The following is a 17185-nucleotide window of genomic DNA, read 5'->3' on the forward strand; positions in this document are numbered from 1 at the left end:
GGCGCACCGGCCGATCCGCAGCCCCGGGAGGACCCCGTGAACGGCACGCCACCGCCCGCCCAGCCCTCCGGCCGGCCCGGATCCCCTCCCGGCTACGGACCCTGGCCCGGTCACGCGGCCCCTCCCGGTCACGGCGCGCAGCCCGGTCACGGCGCTGCCCGGCCGGCCTACGGTCCGCCGCCCGGCGGTGTTCCCGCGTACGGCGCCGCGCCCGCCGGATACCCCCAGCCCGGTCACGCGCAGCCCGGCTACCCCCAGCCCGGTTACGCGCCCCCCGGCTATCCGCAGCCCGGCCTCGGCGGTTCGTCGGCCGGCGCCGGCTACGCCGACTGGGGCCGCCGCGTCCTCGCCCTGTTGATCGACGGGGCGATCCCGGCGGCGGTGGTCCTGCTGGTGGTCCTGCCGCTGACGGTCATCGGCGACCTCGCCCTGCTGCTGACCGTCGGCGGGGTCGCCTACCTGGCTGTGTTCGCGTTCGCCATCTGGAACAGCGGCTACCGCCAGGGCACCACCGGTCAGAGCATCGGGAAGAAGGTCATCGGCATCCGGCTCGTCCGGGCGCAGGACCGGCAGCCGGTGGGGTTCGGACCGGCCGTCGGCCGCCAGCTGCTGCACGTCGTCGATGCGATCCCGTTCTACCTCGGCTACCTGTGGCCGCTGTGGGACGACCGGAAGCAGACGTTCGCCGACAAGATCTGCGACACCGTCGTGGTACCCGCCGACCGCTGACCACCTCCACCCGCGTCTCGTGGGCGGGAAACCCGCGACTCGCGGGCGGAAATCGGGGGACTCGCGGGGGCGTGAGAGGGTGGGCGCCGTGCGTAGGCAGGTGGGACGGGTCGTGGCCGCGGTGGCGGTCGTGGGCGCGATGGTCAGCGGGTGCGGCACCGGTCCGAGCCAGGCGGGCTCGGCGGCGATCGTCGGCTCCGAGGCGATCGCTCTGGGCACGGTGCAGGACCAGATCGCGATCGCGCTGGGCCCGGACAAGGCGGAGGCGGTGCAGGGCCGCAACCAGGGCGCGGGCGGTGGTTACGGGCCGTCGCAGGTTGCCCGCGAGATCGTCACGAGCGCGATCCTCGGCGACCTCCTGGACCGCCGCACCGCCGAGGAGGGCATCGTGATCAGCGACGCCGACCTCGACGCGGCGCTGGCCACGGCCGGCAGCCCCGAGGACCTGGCCCGCTCCTCGCTCTACACCCCCGAGGTGCAGCGCGAGAAGATCCGCGACGACCTGGCCGCCGCCGCGCTGGCCGCGCGCTACGTCGACCGCCTCGCCGTCACCCTCGAGTTCGTCGCCGTCCCGTCGGAGGAGGAGGCGATCGGGGCCGCGCGGGCCGTGGTCGCCGGCGGGGCCGACGCCGAGGCCGTGTTCGCCGGGGCCCCCGCCGAGCAGCGCGCCCAGCAGGTGCGGGCCGGCGACAACGCGGCGCTGGCCACGTCGTTCGCGTTCGGCACCGAGGCCGGCTCGGTCGTCGTGCTGCGCCCCGCGCAGGACGGCGCGCCGTGGACCGTCATCCGGATCCTGGACCGCACCACCGACCTGCCCCCCGAGGGCCCGGCCGCGGTCGACCGCCTCTCGCAGACCGACCTCCAGCTCATCGGCTACCGCCTGCTCCAGCCCGACGCCCAGGAGCTGGGGGTGCAGGTCAACCCCCGGTTCGGGGTGTGGGACCCGATCCAGCTCGCCGTCGTCGGGCAGGAGCAGACGGCCGGCACCATCCTGTCGCCCGCCTCGCCGTGACCGACTCCCCGCTGCTGCACGCCGTCGAGGTGATGGACCGGCTGCGCTCGCCCGGCGGCTGTCCCTGGGACGCCGAGCAGACCCACGCCTCGCTGCTGCAGTACCTGGTCGAGGAGTGCTACGAGCTGTACCAGGCGGTCGAGGACGGCGACCGCGCCGCGATCCGCGAGGAGCTGGGCGACGTCCTGCTGCAGGTCCTGTTCCACGCCCGCGTGGCCGCCGAGGGGCCCGAGCCGTTCACCATCGACGACGTCGCGGCCGACCTCGTCGCGAAGCTGGTCGGGCGGCACCCGCACGTGTTCGCGGGCACGGAGCGCGTCGACACCGCGGAGCGGCAGGAGCACCGCTGGGAGGAGCTCAAGCGGGCGGAGAAGCAGCGGGAGTCCAGCGTCGACGGGGTCGCCACCGCGCAGCCCGCGATCGCGCTCGCCGCGAAGCTCGCGGGGCGCACCTCGCGTGCCGGGCTGCCGCCGGAGCTGCTGCCGTCCGGGAGCGGCGTGGGGGAGCAGCTGTTCGCGCTCGCCGCCCGCGCGAAGCTCGCCGGGATCGACCCCGAGGCCGAGCTGCGCACCACCGCCCGCCGCTTCGACGCCGACGTGCGCGCCGCGGAGTCCGCCGCCCGCGACGCCGGTCTCGACCCCCACGCCCTCGACGAGCAGGCGTGGCTGCGGTTCTGGCCCGGTCGCTGATCCGCCGCCCGGCCCCCGGGACCGGGCTAGTCTGGACGCGGTGAACCGCCGTCCCGTCCGTCGTTCCGCCGCCGGGGTGCTCGCCGCGCTCGTCGCGTCCGCCGTGGTGATCGCGTTCCTGGTCGCCGTCGTCGTCGGCGCGCAGGGGGAGCGTGGCCGCGGCGGGGACGGGCTGGTCGCCGCCGACGTCGACCGCGACACCCCCGTCGCCCAGGACGCCCCGCTGCCCGCGGACGTCGACCTCGGCAGCTGGGCGGAGGCGACCGCCGAGCGCACCGGCGTCCCCTCGCGCGCGGTGCGGGCCTACGGCGCGGCGGAGCTGGCGCAACGCGCCGACACCCCGGACTGCCGGCTGTCCTGGACGACGCTGGCCGCCGTCGCCCGCGTCGAGTCCGACCACGGGAACCTGGGCCGGTCGAGCCTGGGCGCCGACGGGGTGCCGAGCCCGCGGATCGTCGGGGTGCCCCTCGACGGCTCCGACGGCGTCCGCGAGATCCTCGACACCGACGGCGGCGCGCTCGACGGCGACACCGTGCACGACCGCGCCGTCGGACCGCTGCAGTTCCTGCCGACGACCTGGGAGCTGTACGGCGCCGACGGCGACGGCGACGGCGTGCGCGACCCCCACCAGATCGACGACGCCGCCCGCGGTGCCGCCGCCTACCTGTGCGCCGACGGCCGCGACACCGCCGACGGCGCCGGATGGTGGGACGGCGTGCTCACCTACAACCGCTCCGGCGAGTACGCCCGGCTGGTCTGGGCCGCGGCCGACCGCTACGCGAACGCCGCTCAGGCCTCCAACAGCGACTGACCCCAGTACCCGCCCCCGCCCAGCCCCGCGGGGCAGGCGAACACGGCCGACCCGGTGTGCTCGATGTACTCCATGAGCACGTCGGCGTCGGCCAGCGCGCGCTGCATGGGCACGAACTGGGCCTGCGGGTCGCGCATGAACGCCACGAAGAACAGGCCGGCGTCCAGGTGGCCCTGGCCGTCGCTGCCGTCGACGAAGTTGTAGCCGCGGCGCAGGATCTTCACCCCGCCCAGCGCCTGCGCCGACGCCAGCCGGATGTGCGCGTTCTGCGCGATCCGCGGCTCGCCGGTCCCGTCGACGGCGGCGTAGTCGGCGAGGTCGAACTCGGCCGTGCCGCCCAGCGGCGCCCCCACCCCCTTGGTCCGCCCGATGATCGTCTCCTGCTCGGCCAGCGACGTGCGGTCCCAGATCTCCACGTGCATCCGGATCCGCCGGGCCACCAGGTAGGTGCCGCCGTCGAGCCAGGCCGGTCCGTCGCCGGGGGCCACCCACACCTGCTCGCGCAGGTCGTCGGGGTCCTCGGCCTTGACGTTGTGGGTGCCGTCCTTGAACCCGAACAGGTTGCGCGGGGTGGCCTGCGACGTCGACGTCGAGGACGTGCGCCCGAACCCGAGCTGGGACCACCGCACCGCCGTGACGCCGAACCCCATACGCACGAGGTTGCGCACGGCGTGCACGGCGACCTGGGGGTCGTCGGAGCAGGCCTGGACGCACAGGTCGCCGCCGGAGAGCGCGGGATCGAGCTGGTCGCCGCGGAACGGCGGCAGCGCGGCCAGCGCGGGCGGCACCAGCGAGGGGTCCAGACCGAGCTTCGCGAACAGCGACGCCCCCACGCCGAAGGTGAGGGTGAGCGCCGCCGGCGGGAGGCCGAGTGCCTCCCCGGTGTCGTCGGGAGGGGAGTTCGGGTTGCCGCCGGTGGCCCCGCCCGGGGTGGTCTCCGCGCCCGCGGTCATCCGTTCGGCGGCCGCGGTCCAGCGCCGCAGCAGGTCCGCCACCTCCGCGCGGTCGGCGGTCACCACGTCGAGGCTGACGAAGTGCAGGCGGTCCTGGGCCGGGGTGACGATCCCGGCCTGGTGCTCGCCGCGGAACGGCACGACCCCGTCCGGCACGGGGGTCGCGGCGGGCGCACCGCACGCGGCACCCAGCGCGCCCATCCCGACCGCGGCGGCCCCGGCCCCCAGCAGCCTGCGCCGGGACAGCGTCATGCGGACACGACCCCGGCCACCTGGCTCACCGGCTCGCCCAGCGCGTCGACCGCGTCGGACATGGCGCGGACGTCGTCGGGGGTCAGCGCGGTGTAGAGCACGAACCCGTCGCCGTCGCGGTAGTCCTCCAGCAGCGCGTCGACGGCGGCGAAGCGCTCGTCGAGCAGCGCGCCGAGCTCGGGATCGCGCTCGTCGATCACCGGGCGCAGCGCCGCGACGGCGCCCCGCGACCCGTCGACGTTGGCGCGGAAGTCCCACAGGTCGGTGTGCGAGTAGCGGTTCTCCTCACCGGTGATCTTGCCGGTGGCGACCTCGTCGAGGAGTTCCTTCGCGCCGTTGGCCAGGCTCAGCGGCGTCAGCTCGACGGTCGGCACGCGGCCGGCGAGCTCGGTGATGTCGGCCATCAGCCGGTCGGCGACCGCGGCGGAGTCGGGCTGCAGCCCGTCCTGCCACAGGTCGCGCTCCAGGCGGTGGAAGCCGGTGAACTCGACGCCGGGCTCCCCGTCGTCGCGCCCGTCGATGCGGGGGTCGAGGTCGCCGAAGGACTCCGCGACCGGCTCGATGCGCTCCCAGTAGGTGCGGGCGACCGGGTACAGCGCCTGCGCGCCCGCGACGTCGCCGGCCTTGACCGCGTCGGTGAACTCCTGCGTCCTGGGCACCAGCGCCTCGACCTGGGAGGCCACGTAGCGGGCGTACCCGGCGGTGGCCTCGGCGAGCCGGGTGTCGGTGTCGACGGAGCGCTGCGCCGAGCCGGTGACGGTGAACGCGCCGCGGATGCCGTCGCCGACCATGCCGGGCTTGCACGCGGTCTCGTACACGCCGCCGTCGGGGACCTCGACGATCAGCTGCCGGCTGAGCCCCGGGCCGATGTTCTCGACCTCGCCCATGATCCGGCCGCCGGTGGCGTACAGGTAGAACTCGGTGACCGTGGAGCCGGTGTTGGTGATGTCGAAGGAGATCGTGCCGGCCGCCGCCTCGGTGGCGCCGAGCTCGCAGGCGTCGTCGGAGGCCGTCACGCTGATCGGCCCGCCCTCCCCGGTGTCGGGTGCGGGGGCGGTGCTGACGCAGCCGGTGAGGGCGAGGCCGGCCACCGAGAGCCCGGCGAGGGCGAGGGTCGTGCGGGACATGGTTCTCCTCATGCGGACGGTGCGGTGGCGACGGCCCGGGAGGGCCGCAGGAACAGGGGGAGCACCACGGCGACGTAGGCGACCCAGACGATCGCCTCCAGCACCGTGGTCGCCGGGGAGAAGTTGAAGACCCCCTTGAGCAGCACGCCGTACCAGGAGTCCGGCGGGACCGCGCTGCTGACGTCGAAGGCGAGTGTGGTCAGGCCGGGCAGGATCCCGGCCTCCTGCAGGTCGTGGACGCCGTAGGCCAGGATCCCGGCGGCGACGAGGATCAGCAGCACACCGGTGACGGTGAAGAACCGGCCCATGTTCAGGGTGACGGCGCCGCGGTAGACCAGGTAGGCGATGGCGACGGCGATCGCGATGCCGGCGAGGAAGCCGATGAGCGGGCCCGTGGTCTCGCCCGCCGCCTGCGCGGCGGCGAAGAAGAAGAACGCCGTCTCCAGCCCCTCGCGCCCGACCGCCAGCGCCGCCATGACGACGACCGCTCCGGACCCCATCTGCAGCGCGCCCTCCAGCCGCCCACGCAGCTCACCCGAGATCGACCGCGCCGCCCCGCGCATCCAGAAGATCATCCAGGTGACGAACCCCACCGCGACGATGGACAGGACGCCGCCGAAGGTCTCCTGCGCCTCGAACGTCAGCGCCTGCCGGGTGAGGGTGAGGACGAACGTCACACCCACGCTGACGGCCACCGCGATCCCGACCCCGAGCCACACCTTGGGCAGGGCGCCGCGCCGGTCGGTGCGCACCAGGAACGCGACGAGGATGCTCACGACGAGCGCGGCCTCGAGGCCCTCGCGCAGCCCGATCAGCAGATTGCCGAGCAGCATGTCGCCGTCCTCCCCGAAGCCAGGTGAGCCTCAGTAGAGGCAGGGGGAGGCTAGCTTGCCCGGCGCGCCGGGGGAAGACCACGTTTCCGCAGGTCAGCGGCGTTTTCGGTGCGTTGGTCCGGTAGGTCGGATCGGTCCGGGTCGGGGAACCGGGTCAGTCGTCCTCGAGTGCCATGCGCGCCCGGACCTCGCCCAGCGCCTCCTGGTACTCCGGCCGGGGGTCCATCGCGGCGGCCATCTTCAGCTGCGCGTGCGCCTCGGGGAGTCGGCCCTGGCGGTGCAGCGCCTTGCCCAGCGCGAACCGGGCGTAGTGGTCGGTGGGGTCGAGGTCGAGCACCCGGACGAACGCCTGCTCGGCCCTCGTGAGCTGCGCCGAGTTGAGGTAGGCGCGCCCGGCCAGCAGCTGCACCGACGCGTCGTCGGGTTGGCTGTCCAGCACCGGGGCGAGCGCCTGCAGGGCGTCGAGGGGACGGCTGCGCGCCACCAGCATCTCGGCGCGCCGGAACGAGGCGAAGAGGTCGGGACCCGTCATGGTCGCTCCCACGTTAAAGCGTGCGGACCCGCCCGTCGACACCTGCGCGGGATACCGCGCCGGCCCGACTACCCTGACCGCGGAACCCCGGAACACTGCATGGAGCGGAGCACTGGTGGCGGTCATCGAGCAGGTCGGCGCACGGGAGATCCTCGACTCGCGGGGCAACCCCACGGTCGAGGTCGAGGTGTCCCTGGAGGACGGCACGCTGGGCCGCGCCGCGGTCCCGTCGGGCGCGTCCACGGGCGAGCACGAGGCGGTCGAGCTGCGCGACGGCGACCCGCTGCGCTTCGGCGGCAAGGGCGTCGAGAAGGCCGTGCAGAACGTCCTCGACGTCATCGCCCCCGAGCTGAAGGACATGGAGGCCGTCGACCAGCGGCTCATCGACCAGGTCCTGCTCGACCTCGACGGCACGCCCGACAAGTCCAAGCTGGGCGCCAACGCCATCCTCGGCGTCTCGCTCGCGGTCGCCAAGGCCGCCGCGGAGTCCTCCGGGCTCGATCTCTACCGCTACCTCGGCGGGGCGGGCGCGCACGTGCTGCCGGTGCCGATGATGAACATCATCAACGGCGGCGCGCACGCCGACAGCTCCGTCGACGTCCAGGAGTTCATGATCGCCCCGGTGGGCGCGGAGTCCTTCCGGGAGGCCCTGCGCTGGGGGGCCGAGGTCTACGCCTCGCTCAAGTCGGTGCTCAAGAAGAAGGGCCTGGCCACCGGCCTGGGCGACGAGGGCGGCTTCGCCCCCGACCTGCCCGGCACCCGCGCCGCGCTCGACCTGATCGCCGAGGCCGTCGAGAAGACCGGCTACACCCTGGGCCGCGACATCGTGCTCGCGCTCGACGTGGCCGCCACCGAGTTCCACAACGAGGGCGTCTACTCCTACGAGGGCCGCAGGCTCTCGTCGGCGCAGATGTCGGACGCCTACGCCGAGCTGGTCGGCGCCTACCCGCTGGTGTCCATCGAGGACCCGCTCGACGAGGACGACTGGGACGGCTGGGTCGCGCTCACCGAGGCGATCGGCGACAAGGTCCAGCTCGTCGGCGACGACCTGTTCGTCACCAACCCCGAGCGGCTCGAGGAGGGCATCACCCGCGGCGCGGCCAACGCGCTGCTGGTGAAGGTCAACCAGATCGGCACGCTGTCGGAGACCCTCGACGCCGTCGCGCTCGCCCACATGTCCGGCTACCGCTGCATGATGAGCCACCGCTCGGGCGAGACCGAGGACACCACGATCGCCGACCTCGCCGTCGCCACCGGCTGCGGGCAGATCAAGACCGGGGCCCCGGCCCGCTCGGAGCGCGTGGCCAAGTACAACCAGCTGCTGCGCATCGAGGAGTTCCTGGGCGACGCCGCGCGCTACGCGGGCGACCTGGCCTTCCCCCGCTTCACCCCCACGGCGGGGGCCTGACCCCCATGCCCCGCGAGTCGGGACATCCGTGCGACCGAGTCGTGCGGTGCGTGCGAGCAGGCGGCTGAGGCGTGCCCGACGAGCGCACCCGGACGCGCCGTCCCGCCCCGCCGTCGGGCGCGGGTGGCGGCGCGGCCCGGCGCCGCGTCCGTGAGCCGCAGCTGACGAAGGTCCGCTCGCGCGCGGGCACCGTCGTCGCCGCGACGACCGGGCTGCTCGGCGTGTCCTCGACCCGCCGGGCCGCCGTGCTGGCGATCGTCGTGTGCGCGCTCGCGCTCACCGTCGCCGTCCCGCTGCGCAACTACGTCGCCCAGCAGCAGGAGCTCGCGGCCGTCACCGCACAGCAGGAGGCGCTGGCCGCGGAGGTCGGCGAGCTGTCCCGGGAGAGCGCGCGACTGTCCGATCCCGACGTCACGGCGGCGGAGGCGCGGTCGCGGCTGGGCTACGTCGCGCCGGGGGAGACCCCCTACGTCGTGCAGCTCCCGCCCGACCCGGCCGCCGACGTCGTGCCCGACCCGTTCCGCGACGAGCCGTGGTACCGGCGGCTGTGGCGCGACACCACCGAAGGACCCGCATGACCGGCATCTCCGACGCCGACGCAGCCGCGGTGGCGGCCCAGCTCGGCCGGGCCCCGCGGGCGGTGCGCGACGTCGCGCACCGCTGCCCGTGCGCGCTCCCGTCGGTGGTGCAGACCGCCCCCCGGCTGGAGGACGGCACGCCGTTCCCGACGCTCTACTACCTGACGTGCTCGCGGCTGAACTCGCGCATCGGCAGCCTGGAGGCCGACGGCCGGATGCGCGAGATGCAGGACCGCCTGGCCGAGGACCCCGAGCTCGCCGCGGCCTACCGGCGGGCCCACGACGCCTACCTGGCCGAGCGCGACGCGATCGAGTCGCTGGGCACGGCGGTGAGCGCGGGCGGGATGCCCGACCGCGTCAAGTGCCTGCACGTCCACGTCGCGCACGCGCTGGCCGCGGGCCCGGGCGTCAACCCCTTCGGCGACGAGGCCCTGGCCGAACTGGGCGACTGGTGGGCCGCGGGTCCCTGCGCCTGACGCACGGACCCGCGATGTCGGTCGCACGGATGTCCCGACTCGCGGGTCAGGGGGTGGGGGTGACCCGGGCGGTGAGGGCGTCGATGTGGGCCTCCGCGGGCAGCGTGCCGGGCGTCCGCCATGGCCCGTCGGGCAGGAACCGGCTCGCGACGAACGCCCGGCCCACCTCCTCGGGGGCGAACCGCAGCAGCAGGCTGCCCTGCAGGCACAGGGCGAGCATCTCCGACAGCCGCCGGGCCCGTCGCTCCTCGCGGCTGCGCAGCTCGATCCGCAGCTCGTGGACGGCGCGGTCGAACCACTCGTCGGCGCCCGCGGCCAGGTCGATCTCGGCGAGCACCGCGTCGAGCGAGTCGGGTTCGCGGGTGACCGCGCGCAGGACGTCGAGGGCGGTGACGTTGCCCGAGCCCTCCCAGATGGAGTTGAGCGGGGCCTCGCGGTAGAGCCGCGGCATCCCCGACTCCTCGACGTACCCGTTGCCGCCCAGGCACTCCAGCGCCTCGGCGACCGCGGCCGGCGCCCGCTTGCACACCAGGTACTTCGACGCGGGCAGGGCCAGGCGCAGGAAGTCGCGCTCGCCGCGGTCGACGGCCCCGGCCAGGCGCATCCCCAGCGCGGTGGCGGCCTCGGACTCCAGCGCCAGATCCGCGATCACCGCCTGCATGAGCGGCGTCTCGCCGATGACCGAGCCGAACGCGCGGCGGTGCGCGACGTGGTGGGCGGCCTCCGTCAGCGCCGCCCGGATCACCGCCGCGGAGCCGAGCACGCAGTCCAGGCGCGTCATCGACACCATCTCGATGATCGTCGCGACGCCGCGCCCCTCGTCGCCGAGCCGCCAGCCGGTGGCGCCGGTGTACTCGATCTCGGCCGAGGCGTTGGAGCGGTTGCCCAGCTTGTCCTTGAGGCGCTGCAGCCGGATCGCGTTGCGCGCCCCGTCGGGCAGGACCCGGGGCAGGACGAAGCAGGTGAGGCCGCCGGGGGCCTGCGCGAGCGTCAGGAAGACGTCGTTCATCGGGGCGGAGGTGAACCACTTGTGCCCGGTGAGCCGGTAGGTGCCGTCGGCGCCGGGGACGGCCGTGGTGGAGCCCGCGCGGACGTCGGACCCGCCCTGCTTCTCGGTCATCGACATGCCGGCGAGCAGCCCCGCCTTGCGCGAGGGCTCGGCGAGCCCGAACTGGTAGTGCGGGGTCTGCAGCCCGGGAAGGTAGGCGGCGGCGAGGACGGGGTCGGCGCGCAGGGCGGGGACCGCGGCGTAGGTCATCGAGATCGGGCAGCAGTGCCCGGCCTCCAGCTGGCTCATCAGGTAGAAGCCCGCCGCGCGGGCCACGTGCGCGCCCTCGCCCGGCCCGGCCAGCCACGGCCGGCCGTGCAGCCCCCAGCCGACGGACTTCCCCATCAGCCAGTGCCACGACGGGTGGTAGTCGACCTCGTCGACGCGGTGGCCGTAGCGGTCGTGGGTGCGCAGCACCGGGGGGTGGGTGTCGGCGAGGCGGGCGTGCTCCCGTGCCTCCGGTGAGGCGACGAGCGCGGCGAGCGTGCCGAGATGGGCCAGCGCGTCGCCCGCGCCCTCCCGGGTGACGGCGTCGGTGAGCGCGGGGTCGCAGGCCAGTGCGTCGAAACCGGCGAGCGGGGGCGGCTGGTTCTCGACGACGTGCGTGGCGCCGTCGGCCGGCCGGGGCCGGTCGTCGGTCGGGGTGTGCTGGGCGGGGACCCGCACGGCCCGGTCGCTGCGCGTGGCCATGACGAGAGGGTAGTCGCGACGGGGCCGTCCCGTACGGTGATCGCGCCGGAAACGAACCTGGGGAGCGTGCATGTCGCGAGTGGCCGCCATCGACTGCGGGACGAACTCGATCCGCCTGCTCGTCGCCGACGCCTCCCCGGACGGGTCGCTGCGCGACGTGCACCGCGAGATGCGGATCGTCCGGCTCGGCCAGGGCGTCGACGCCAGCGGCGTGCTGGCCCCCGAGGCGCTGGAGCGCACCCGGGTGGCGCTGGCCGACTACACCGCAGTGCTGCGCCGCAAGGGGGTCGAGCGGGTCCGGATGGTCGCCACCTCCGCCACCCGCGACGCGGCCAACCGCGACGACTTCTTCGGCATGGTCCGCGACACCCTCGGCGTCGACGCCGAGGTGATCTCCGGTGACGAGGAGGCCGCGCTGTCCTTCGTCGGGGCGGTCGGCGACCTGGACGCCGAGGACGGCCCGTTCGTCGTCGTCGACGTGGGCGGCGGCTCCACCGAGCTGGTCGTCGGCGCGCTGGTCGACGGGTCGGCGCAGGTCAGCGCCGCGCGCTCGGTCGACGTCGGGTCGGTGCGCATCACCGAGCGCTGTCTGCACGGCGACCCGCCCACCGCCGACGAGGTCGCGGAGGCGCGGACAGTGGCCGCCGGGATCCTCGACGAGGCGTTCGCCGCCGTCGACGTCACCGGGGTGCGCACCTGGGTCGGCGTCGCGGGCACGATCACCACGCTGTCGGCGGTGGCGCTCGGGCTCGACGAGTACGACCCGGCCGCCGTGCACCTGTCCCGGCTCACCGGCGACGACCTGCACCGCGTCGCGGACGAGCTGCTCGGGGCCTCCCGGGAGGAACGCGGCCGGTACGGCGCGATCCACCCCGGCCGCATCGACGTCATCGGGGGCGGCGCGCTGATCGTCGAGGTGCTGGCCGCGGAGCTGCGCGAGCGGGCCGGCATCACCGAGCTGGTCGTCAGCGAGCACGACATCCTCGACGGGATCGCCCGCTCGATCCTGTGAACGTCGCCGGCTTCCCGACCCTGGCCGCGCTCGACGCCGCCGTCACCGGCTGCCGGGCCTGCCCGCGGCTGGTGCAGTGGCGCGAGCGGGTGGCGCGGGAGAAGCGGGCGGCGTTCCGCGACGAGGAGTACTGGGGGCGCCCGGTGCCCGGCCTCGGCCCGGCCGACGCGCGGCTGCTGGTCGTCGGGCTCGCCCCGGCCGCGCACGGGGCCAACCGCACCGGCCGGATGTTCACCGGCGACCGGTCCGGCGACGTGCTGTTCGCCGCGCTGCACGCCGTCGGCCTGGCCAACCAGCCCACGGCCGTGCACCGCGACGACGGCCTGGAGCTGCACGGGGTCCGGATCACCGCGCCCGTGCACTGCGCACCGCCGGACAACAAGCCGACACCGCAGGAGCGCGACACCTGCGGGGCCTGGCTGCGCGCGGAGCTGGCGCTGCTGCGGCCCCGCGCCGTCGTGGTGCTCGGCGGGTTCGGCTGGCAGGCGCTGCTGCCGGTGCTGGCCGGGGCGGGCTGGACGGTGCCGCGTCCCCGGCCGCGGTTCGGGCACGGGGTGCAGGTGGAGCTCGCGGGCCCGTGGCCGCTGCGGGTGTTCGGCTGCTACCACGTGAGCCAGCAGAACACCTTCACCGGACGGCTCACCCCGGCGATGCTGGAGGAGGTCCTGCGGGCGGCGGCGCGGGCGGCGGGGCTGCACGCCACCTGAAACCGCAGGTCGACGACGGCCCGCGCGCCCGCTCGGGCTCCTGTTCGACCGTCACGGCCGTCACGCCCCGACCGCGGGTAAAACCCCGGTGAGAGTGGGAACATGAGGTCATGGGCAACACCAGGATCGTCGTGGTCGGTGGCGGGTACGTCGGGATGTACACGGCGCTGCGACTGCAGAAGAAGCTGCGCCGTTCCGAGGCCGAGATCACCGTGATCGACCCGCAGCCCCACATGACCTACCAGCCCTTCCTCCCGGAGGCGGCGGCCGGCTCGATCGAGCCCCGGCACGTGGTGGTGCCGTTGCGCAAGGTGCTGCAGAAGTGCCACCACCTCACCGGCCGGGTCACCCGGATCGACCACGCGCAGCGCGAGGTCACGGCCGAGCTGGCCGCCGGGCATGTCACGACCGTCGGCTACGACGTGCTGGTCGTGGCGCCCGGCTCGGTCGCGCGCACCCTGCCCATCCCGGGGCTGGCCGAGTGCGGCATCGCGTTCAAGACCGTCGGCGAGGCCATCTACCTGCGCAACCACGTGCTCTCGCGGCTCGACGCGGCCGCCACCACGATCGACCCCGCGCTGCGGCGCCGGCTGCTCACCTTCCTCGTCGTCGGCGGCGGCTACGCCGGGATCGAGGCGCTCGCGGAGCTCGCCGACATGGCCCGCTACGCCAGCCGCTACTACGAGACGATCCACCGCGAGGACATCCGCTGGATCCTCGTCGAGGCGGCCGGGCGGATCATGCCCGAGGTGGGCCCGAAGATGGGCCGCTACACCGTCGAGCGGCTGCTCGACGCCGACATCGAGGTCAACCTCGACACCCGCGTGAAGACGCTGGAGGGCGGCCACGTCGTCCTCGACGACGGCCAGTCCTTCGACACCGACACGATCATCTGGACCGCGGGCGTCAAGCCCAACCCGATGCTGGAGAACACCGACCTGCCGCGTGACGAGCGCGGGCGCGTCGTGTGCTCGGCCGAGCTGCAGGTCGAGGGCATGCCCGGGGTCTTCTGCGCGGGCGACTGCGCCTCGGTGCCGGACCTGTCCAAGGACGACCCGGACGCCAAGACCAGCCCGTCGGCCCAGCACGCCGTCCGGCAGGCCAAGACGCTGGCCGACAACATCGTCGCGCACATCCGGCAGCGGCCGCTGAAGCAGTACAAGCACAACTACGCGGGATCCGTCGCCAGCCTCGGGCTCTACAAGGGCGTCGCGGAGATCTACGGGATCAAGCTGCGCGGCATCGTCGCCTGGTTCATGCACCGCACCTACCACGTGAGCCGGATGCCCACCTGGAACCGTCGGATCCGCATCGTCTTCGACTGGACCGGGGCGCTGTTCCTGGGCCGTGAGGTCGTGTCGCTGGGCCAGATCAACGACCCGCGCGCCGACTTCCACCGGGTCGCGGGCAGCGACCGGCCCCGGTCGGAGCGCGCGAACCCACCGGTCGGCGACGGCCAGGAGGAGCGGGTCCCCGCGGAGACACGCGCCTCCTGAGCCGGTTCACGGCGCGTAGGTCGCGAGCTCGTCGAGGATCTGCCCGGCCGCGATCGGGCCGATGCCCAGGTACCACAGGTCGTCGGAGACCTCGTGCGCGTCGCCGGACCGCACGGCGGCGAGCCGCGACCACAGCGGCCCGCCGAGCACCGTCGCGGCGTCGGTGGCGCCCTCGTCACCGAAGGTCGAGTAGAACACCAGGTCGCCCTCGGCCCGGCCGATCTCCTCGGCGCTCACCTCGGTGAAGGTCTCGGCCACCTGCTGGGCCTGCGGCCTGCCGAACCCGCCGTCCTCCAGGACGGTGCCGATGAAGGAGGCCTCGCCGTAGAGCCGGATGGACTCTCCGGTGAAGCGGACCATGCTCACCGCGAGCTGTGACGGGTCGCCGAACCGGGCGCCGGTCTGCTGCGCCTTCGCCCGGTACTCAGCCATCGCGGCGTCGGCCTCCGCCACCCGGCCCAGCGCCTCCCCGGCCAGCGCGACGTTCTCCCGCCACGCGACGCCGACCCGCTCGGCCATGACGGTCGGCGCGATGGCGTCGAGCCGGTCGTAGATGTCCTCGTGCCGGCTCTTGTTGGTGAGGATCAGGTCGGGTGCGAGCGCGGCGATCGCCTCCAGGTCGGGTTGCTGGATCGTGCCGACCTGCTCGACGCCGTCGAGCCGGTCGCCCAGGTAGGACTGCAGCGTGCCGGTGGCGTCGGCGGCGACGGCGCCGGCGGGCGTCACGCCCAGCGCGAGCACGGTGTCCAGCTCGCCGGTGTCGAGGACGACGACCCGCTCCGGCGTACCGGCGATCTCCGCGGTCCCCATCGCGTGGGTGACCGTCCTGGTCCCGTCGGCGGGGGACGGCGCGGCACCGGGCCCGCCGCACGCGGCCATGGCGGCCGTGATCAGCACAGCGGCGGTGACCGCGGTGAGCGGGCGTCGCACCATTTCGCACTCCTTAGTTGAGGCTAGCCTTTGTCAGGGGAGGCTAGGTGATGGCACGGCCCGGGGTACAGCGGCCAGGGGCGTCGGGTCCCCCAGGCGCCCCCCGCACGCCCTACTCTGGTCCCGGGCCCCCGTAGCCCAACCGGCAGAGGCAGGCCCCTTAAAAGGGTTCGAGTGCGGGTTCGAATCCCGCCGGGGGCACCGCCCGCATCCGGCAGGGCCGGCTGCCGGCCGGCACCGCCGTGCCCGGTCCGCAGGCCGTCAGGCCCGGCGCAACGAGGTGTCCAGGGCCGCCATCAGCCGGGCGACGCGGCCCGTGCCGTCCGGTGCGGGCGGATACCGCCGCAGGACCTCCACGAGGACCGGGGACGCGCGCAGCCGGTCCCGCTCGATCCGCCGGTCACCCAGCCGCGGCGCGTCGTCGGCCGCCAGCTCCGCCGCCCGGGCGGCGTGCGCGGCGGCGCGCAGGATGTGGCCCACCTGGGTGGCCTGGGCGATCGGGTGCAGGTAGGCGGCGGCCGCGGCGTCGCCTGCGGCGTGGGCCGCGTGTCTCGCGGCCCCGGTCGTCGCGGCCTTCGCGGCCCGGTGGGCGTCGAGGGCGGTGACGCGTTGCCGCATCGACCGCTCCGCGCCGGTCGCGAACGCCCACGCCGCCTGCGTCGCGGCGCGCGGCCTGCCGTCGTCGGGGTGCTCCGCCTCGAAGAGCGGGAGCACGTCCTGCGCGCTCTCGGCCGCGTAGCGCGCGACCACCCGCAGCTCCTCCAGGGTCAGCGGGAGGTCCCCCGGTCCGATCCGCGCCACGTCGACATCGTGCCACCGGTCACCGATGAGTCCGGCCGGCCCGCGTCGTCCTACGGGCGGATGTGGCTCGACGACGGGGACCGCGTCCGGGAACACCTTCGTCGACCGAGGAGCCACCGTGACCCAGTACCTGCTCTCCCTCCCGCACGACTCCGAGGAGGAGCCCACCATGGCCACCATGGACCCGGCGGAGCTCGAGGCGGTCATGGCCGCCACCGGCGCGTTCATGGAGGAGCTCACCTCGTCGGGGGTGTTCGTCTTCGCCGGGGGCCTGCACCCGCCGTCGAGCGCGATCACGGTCGACGGGACCGACGGCGACCCCACCGCCCGGCCCGGCCCGTTCACCCGGGCCCCCGAGTACCTCGGGGGCCTGTGGGTGATCGAGGTGCCCGACGAGGACGCCGCGGTCGGGTGGGCCACGAAGGCCGCGCGGGCGTTGCGCGCCCGGATCGAGGTGCGGGCGTTCCAGACGGTCCCGCAGGGCTGAGGATCGCTCCGGGAAACGGCCCCGGACGTCACGCCGGGCGCCGCACCCGGAACCGCAGCATCGTCACCGGGCCGGCCGACCGGGTCTCGAACGGTTCGAGGTCGATCCGGCCGAGGCCCGGGGGCGAGAACCGCACGCCGTCGCCGAGGAGCACCGGCAGGACGTAGACCAGGACCTCGTCGACGAGCCCGGCACGCAGGCACTGGCCGGCCAGGTCCGCCCCGAGGATCTCCAGGTTCTTCTCCCGGGCGGCGGCACGCGCGACGGCGACGGCCTCGTCGAGACCGCAGGACAGGAACGTGACCCCCGGCTCGGGCTCGGCGGGCGGGTGGTGGGTCAGCACGAACACCGGGCCGCCGTCGTAGTCGGTCCCCTCGGCGTCCGCCCGCATCCGCCTGCCGACCTCGTGCGTGCCCCGCCCGGCCAGCATGGCCCCGGTGGCCTGCATGACCTCGGGGAACGCGTCGCCGTCCAGGTGCTCGAAGATCCAGCCCATCGCGTGGTCCGGGCCGGCGATGAAGCCGTCCAGCGACATCGCCCGGTTCACGACGACCTGGCCGGGTCCGGTGTCGGTTCCGCTCATGCCGGTGTTGACCCGGTTCAGGCCGAGAAGT

18 protein-coding genes and 1 tRNA gene are annotated in these 17185 nt (G+C 74.7%); 11 read left to right on the top strand and 8 right to left on the bottom strand.

Annotated elements, in window-relative coordinates; all coding sequences use genetic code 11:
- Nucleotides 1-36 precede the first annotated feature (36 nt).
- The 3 genes from PHY01_RS27960 to PHY01_RS14310 all read left to right on the top strand — a co-directional run bounded on the left by PHY01_RS27960 (nt 37) and on the right by PHY01_RS14310 (nt 3241).
- Nucleotides 37-729, top strand: a complete 693-nt coding sequence (locus PHY01_RS27960) for an RDD family protein (RefSeq protein ID WP_141279140.1) — start codon at nt 37-39, stop codon at nt 727-729.
- A gap of 774 nt (nt 730-1503) precedes the next feature.
- Complete coding sequence (locus tag PHY01_RS14305) at nt 1504-2430, top strand: nucleoside triphosphate pyrophosphohydrolase (RefSeq protein ID WP_370467266.1); 927 nt, start codon at nt 1504-1506, stop codon at nt 2428-2430.
- Nucleotides 2431-2470: 40 nt separating this feature from the next.
- Nucleotides 2471-3241, top strand: a complete 771-nt coding sequence (locus tag PHY01_RS14310) for a lytic transglycosylase domain-containing protein (protein ID WP_246085897.1) — start codon at nt 2471-2473, stop codon at nt 3239-3241.
- On the opposite strand, the gene efeB is transcribed toward PHY01_RS14310, so the two are convergent.
- The 4 genes from efeB to PHY01_RS14330 form a co-directional block, all read right to left on the bottom strand.
- Nucleotides 3220-4446, bottom strand: coding sequence for an iron uptake transporter deferrochelatase/peroxidase subunit (gene efeB, locus PHY01_RS14315; protein ID WP_141279142.1), 1227 nt, complete (start codon nt 4444-4446; stop codon nt 3220-3222). The genes PHY01_RS14310 and efeB overlap by 22 nt on opposite strands.
- Complete coding sequence (gene efeO, locus PHY01_RS14320; RefSeq protein WP_141279143.1) at nt 4443-5573, bottom strand: iron uptake system protein EfeO; 1131 nt, start codon at nt 5571-5573, stop codon at nt 4443-4445. Before efeO ends, efeB begins: the two co-directional genes overlap by 4 nt.
- Before the next feature lie 8 nt (nt 5574-5581).
- Nucleotides 5582-6406 carry an iron uptake transporter permease EfeU gene (gene efeU, locus PHY01_RS14325; protein WP_141279144.1) on the bottom strand — a complete coding sequence of 275 codons (825 nt, stop codon included), beginning with the start codon at nt 6404-6406 and terminating at the stop codon, nt 5582-5584.
- A 154-nt stretch (nt 6407-6560) separates the two neighbouring features.
- Entirely contained in the window at nt 6561-6938 is a 378-nt protein-coding gene (locus PHY01_RS14330; RefSeq protein ID WP_141279145.1) for a tetratricopeptide repeat protein, read from the bottom strand.
- Between the two features lie 115 nt (nt 6939-7053).
- On the opposite strand from PHY01_RS14330, the gene eno reads away from it, so the two are divergent.
- The 3 genes from eno to PHY01_RS14345 all read left to right on the top strand — a co-directional run bounded on the left by eno (nt 7054) and on the right by PHY01_RS14345 (nt 9400).
- Nucleotides 7054-8346 carry a phosphopyruvate hydratase gene (gene eno, locus PHY01_RS14335; protein WP_141279146.1) on the top strand — a complete coding sequence of 431 codons (1293 nt, stop codon included), beginning with the start codon at nt 7054-7056 and terminating at the stop codon, nt 8344-8346.
- A 71-nt stretch (nt 8347-8417) separates the two neighbouring features.
- A complete protein-coding gene (locus tag PHY01_RS14340) occupies nt 8418-8924 on the top strand; it encodes an FtsB family cell division protein (RefSeq protein WP_141279147.1) in 507 nt (168 codons plus the stop codon).
- Nucleotides 8921-9400 carry a DUF501 domain-containing protein gene (locus tag PHY01_RS14345; RefSeq protein WP_141279148.1) on the top strand — a complete coding sequence of 160 codons (480 nt, stop codon included), beginning with the start codon at nt 8921-8923 and terminating at the stop codon, nt 9398-9400. The genes PHY01_RS14340 and PHY01_RS14345 overlap by 4 nt, the downstream gene beginning before the upstream one ends.
- 46 nt (nt 9401-9446) lie before the next feature.
- Here PHY01_RS14345 and PHY01_RS14350 read toward each other — a convergent pair whose 3' ends face one another.
- Entirely contained in the window at nt 9447-11138 is a 1692-nt protein-coding gene (locus PHY01_RS14350; RefSeq protein WP_141279149.1) for an acyl-CoA dehydrogenase family protein, read from the bottom strand.
- A 70-nt stretch (nt 11139-11208) separates the two neighbouring features.
- Between PHY01_RS14350 and PHY01_RS14355 the strand changes: the two genes are divergently transcribed.
- From PHY01_RS14355 to PHY01_RS14365, 3 genes are all read left to right on the top strand, one after another.
- The gene (locus PHY01_RS14355; RefSeq protein WP_141279150.1) at nt 11209-12150 is read left to right on the top strand and encodes a Ppx/GppA phosphatase family protein; all 942 of its coding nucleotides are present in this window, start codon (nt 11209-11211) and stop codon (nt 12148-12150) included.
- Nucleotides 12147-12857: a uracil-DNA glycosylase gene (locus PHY01_RS14360; RefSeq protein ID WP_141279151.1), complete on the top strand. Its 711-nt coding sequence runs from the start codon at nt 12147-12149 to the stop codon at nt 12855-12857. Before PHY01_RS14355 ends, PHY01_RS14360 begins: the two co-directional genes overlap by 4 nt.
- Nucleotides 12858-12967: 110 nt before the next feature.
- Nucleotides 12968-14353, top strand: coding sequence for an NAD(P)/FAD-dependent oxidoreductase (locus PHY01_RS14365; RefSeq protein WP_141279152.1), 1386 nt, complete (start codon nt 12968-12970; stop codon nt 14351-14353).
- 6 nt (nt 14354-14359) lie between these two features.
- Here PHY01_RS14365 and PHY01_RS14370 read toward each other — a convergent pair whose 3' ends face one another.
- On the bottom strand, nt 14360-15286 hold the full coding sequence (locus tag PHY01_RS14370; protein ID WP_141279153.1) for an ABC transporter substrate-binding protein: 927 nt from the start codon (nt 15284-15286) through the stop codon (nt 14360-14362).
- A 124-nt stretch (nt 15287-15410) separates the two neighbouring features.
- On the opposite strand from PHY01_RS14370, the gene PHY01_RS14375 reads away from it, so the two are divergent.
- A tRNA-Leu gene (locus tag PHY01_RS14375) sits at nt 15411-15484 on the top strand.
- 60 nt (nt 15485-15544) lie between these two features.
- Here PHY01_RS14375 and PHY01_RS14380 read toward each other — a convergent pair.
- Nucleotides 15545-16084 carry a putative immunity protein gene (locus PHY01_RS14380; protein WP_246085898.1) on the bottom strand — a complete coding sequence of 180 codons (540 nt, stop codon included), beginning with the start codon at nt 16082-16084 and terminating at the stop codon, nt 15545-15547.
- A 118-nt stretch (nt 16085-16202) separates the two neighbouring features.
- On the opposite strand from PHY01_RS14380, the gene PHY01_RS14385 reads away from it, so the two are divergent.
- Complete coding sequence (locus PHY01_RS14385; protein ID WP_141279154.1) at nt 16203-16571, top strand: YciI family protein; 369 nt, start codon at nt 16203-16205, stop codon at nt 16569-16571.
- Between the two features lie 28 nt (nt 16572-16599).
- Here the strand turns inward: PHY01_RS14385 and PHY01_RS14390 are convergent, their stop codons facing one another.
- A complete protein-coding gene (locus PHY01_RS14390) occupies nt 16600-17154 on the bottom strand; it encodes a dihydrofolate reductase family protein (protein ID WP_141279155.1) in 555 nt (184 codons plus the stop codon).
- Nucleotides 17155-17185 lie beyond the last annotated feature (31 nt).

This window comes from Pseudonocardia hydrocarbonoxydans (assembly GCF_006539565.1).
Taxonomy (GTDB): Bacteria; Actinomycetota; Actinomycetes; order Mycobacteriales; family Pseudonocardiaceae; genus Pseudonocardia; species Pseudonocardia hydrocarbonoxydans.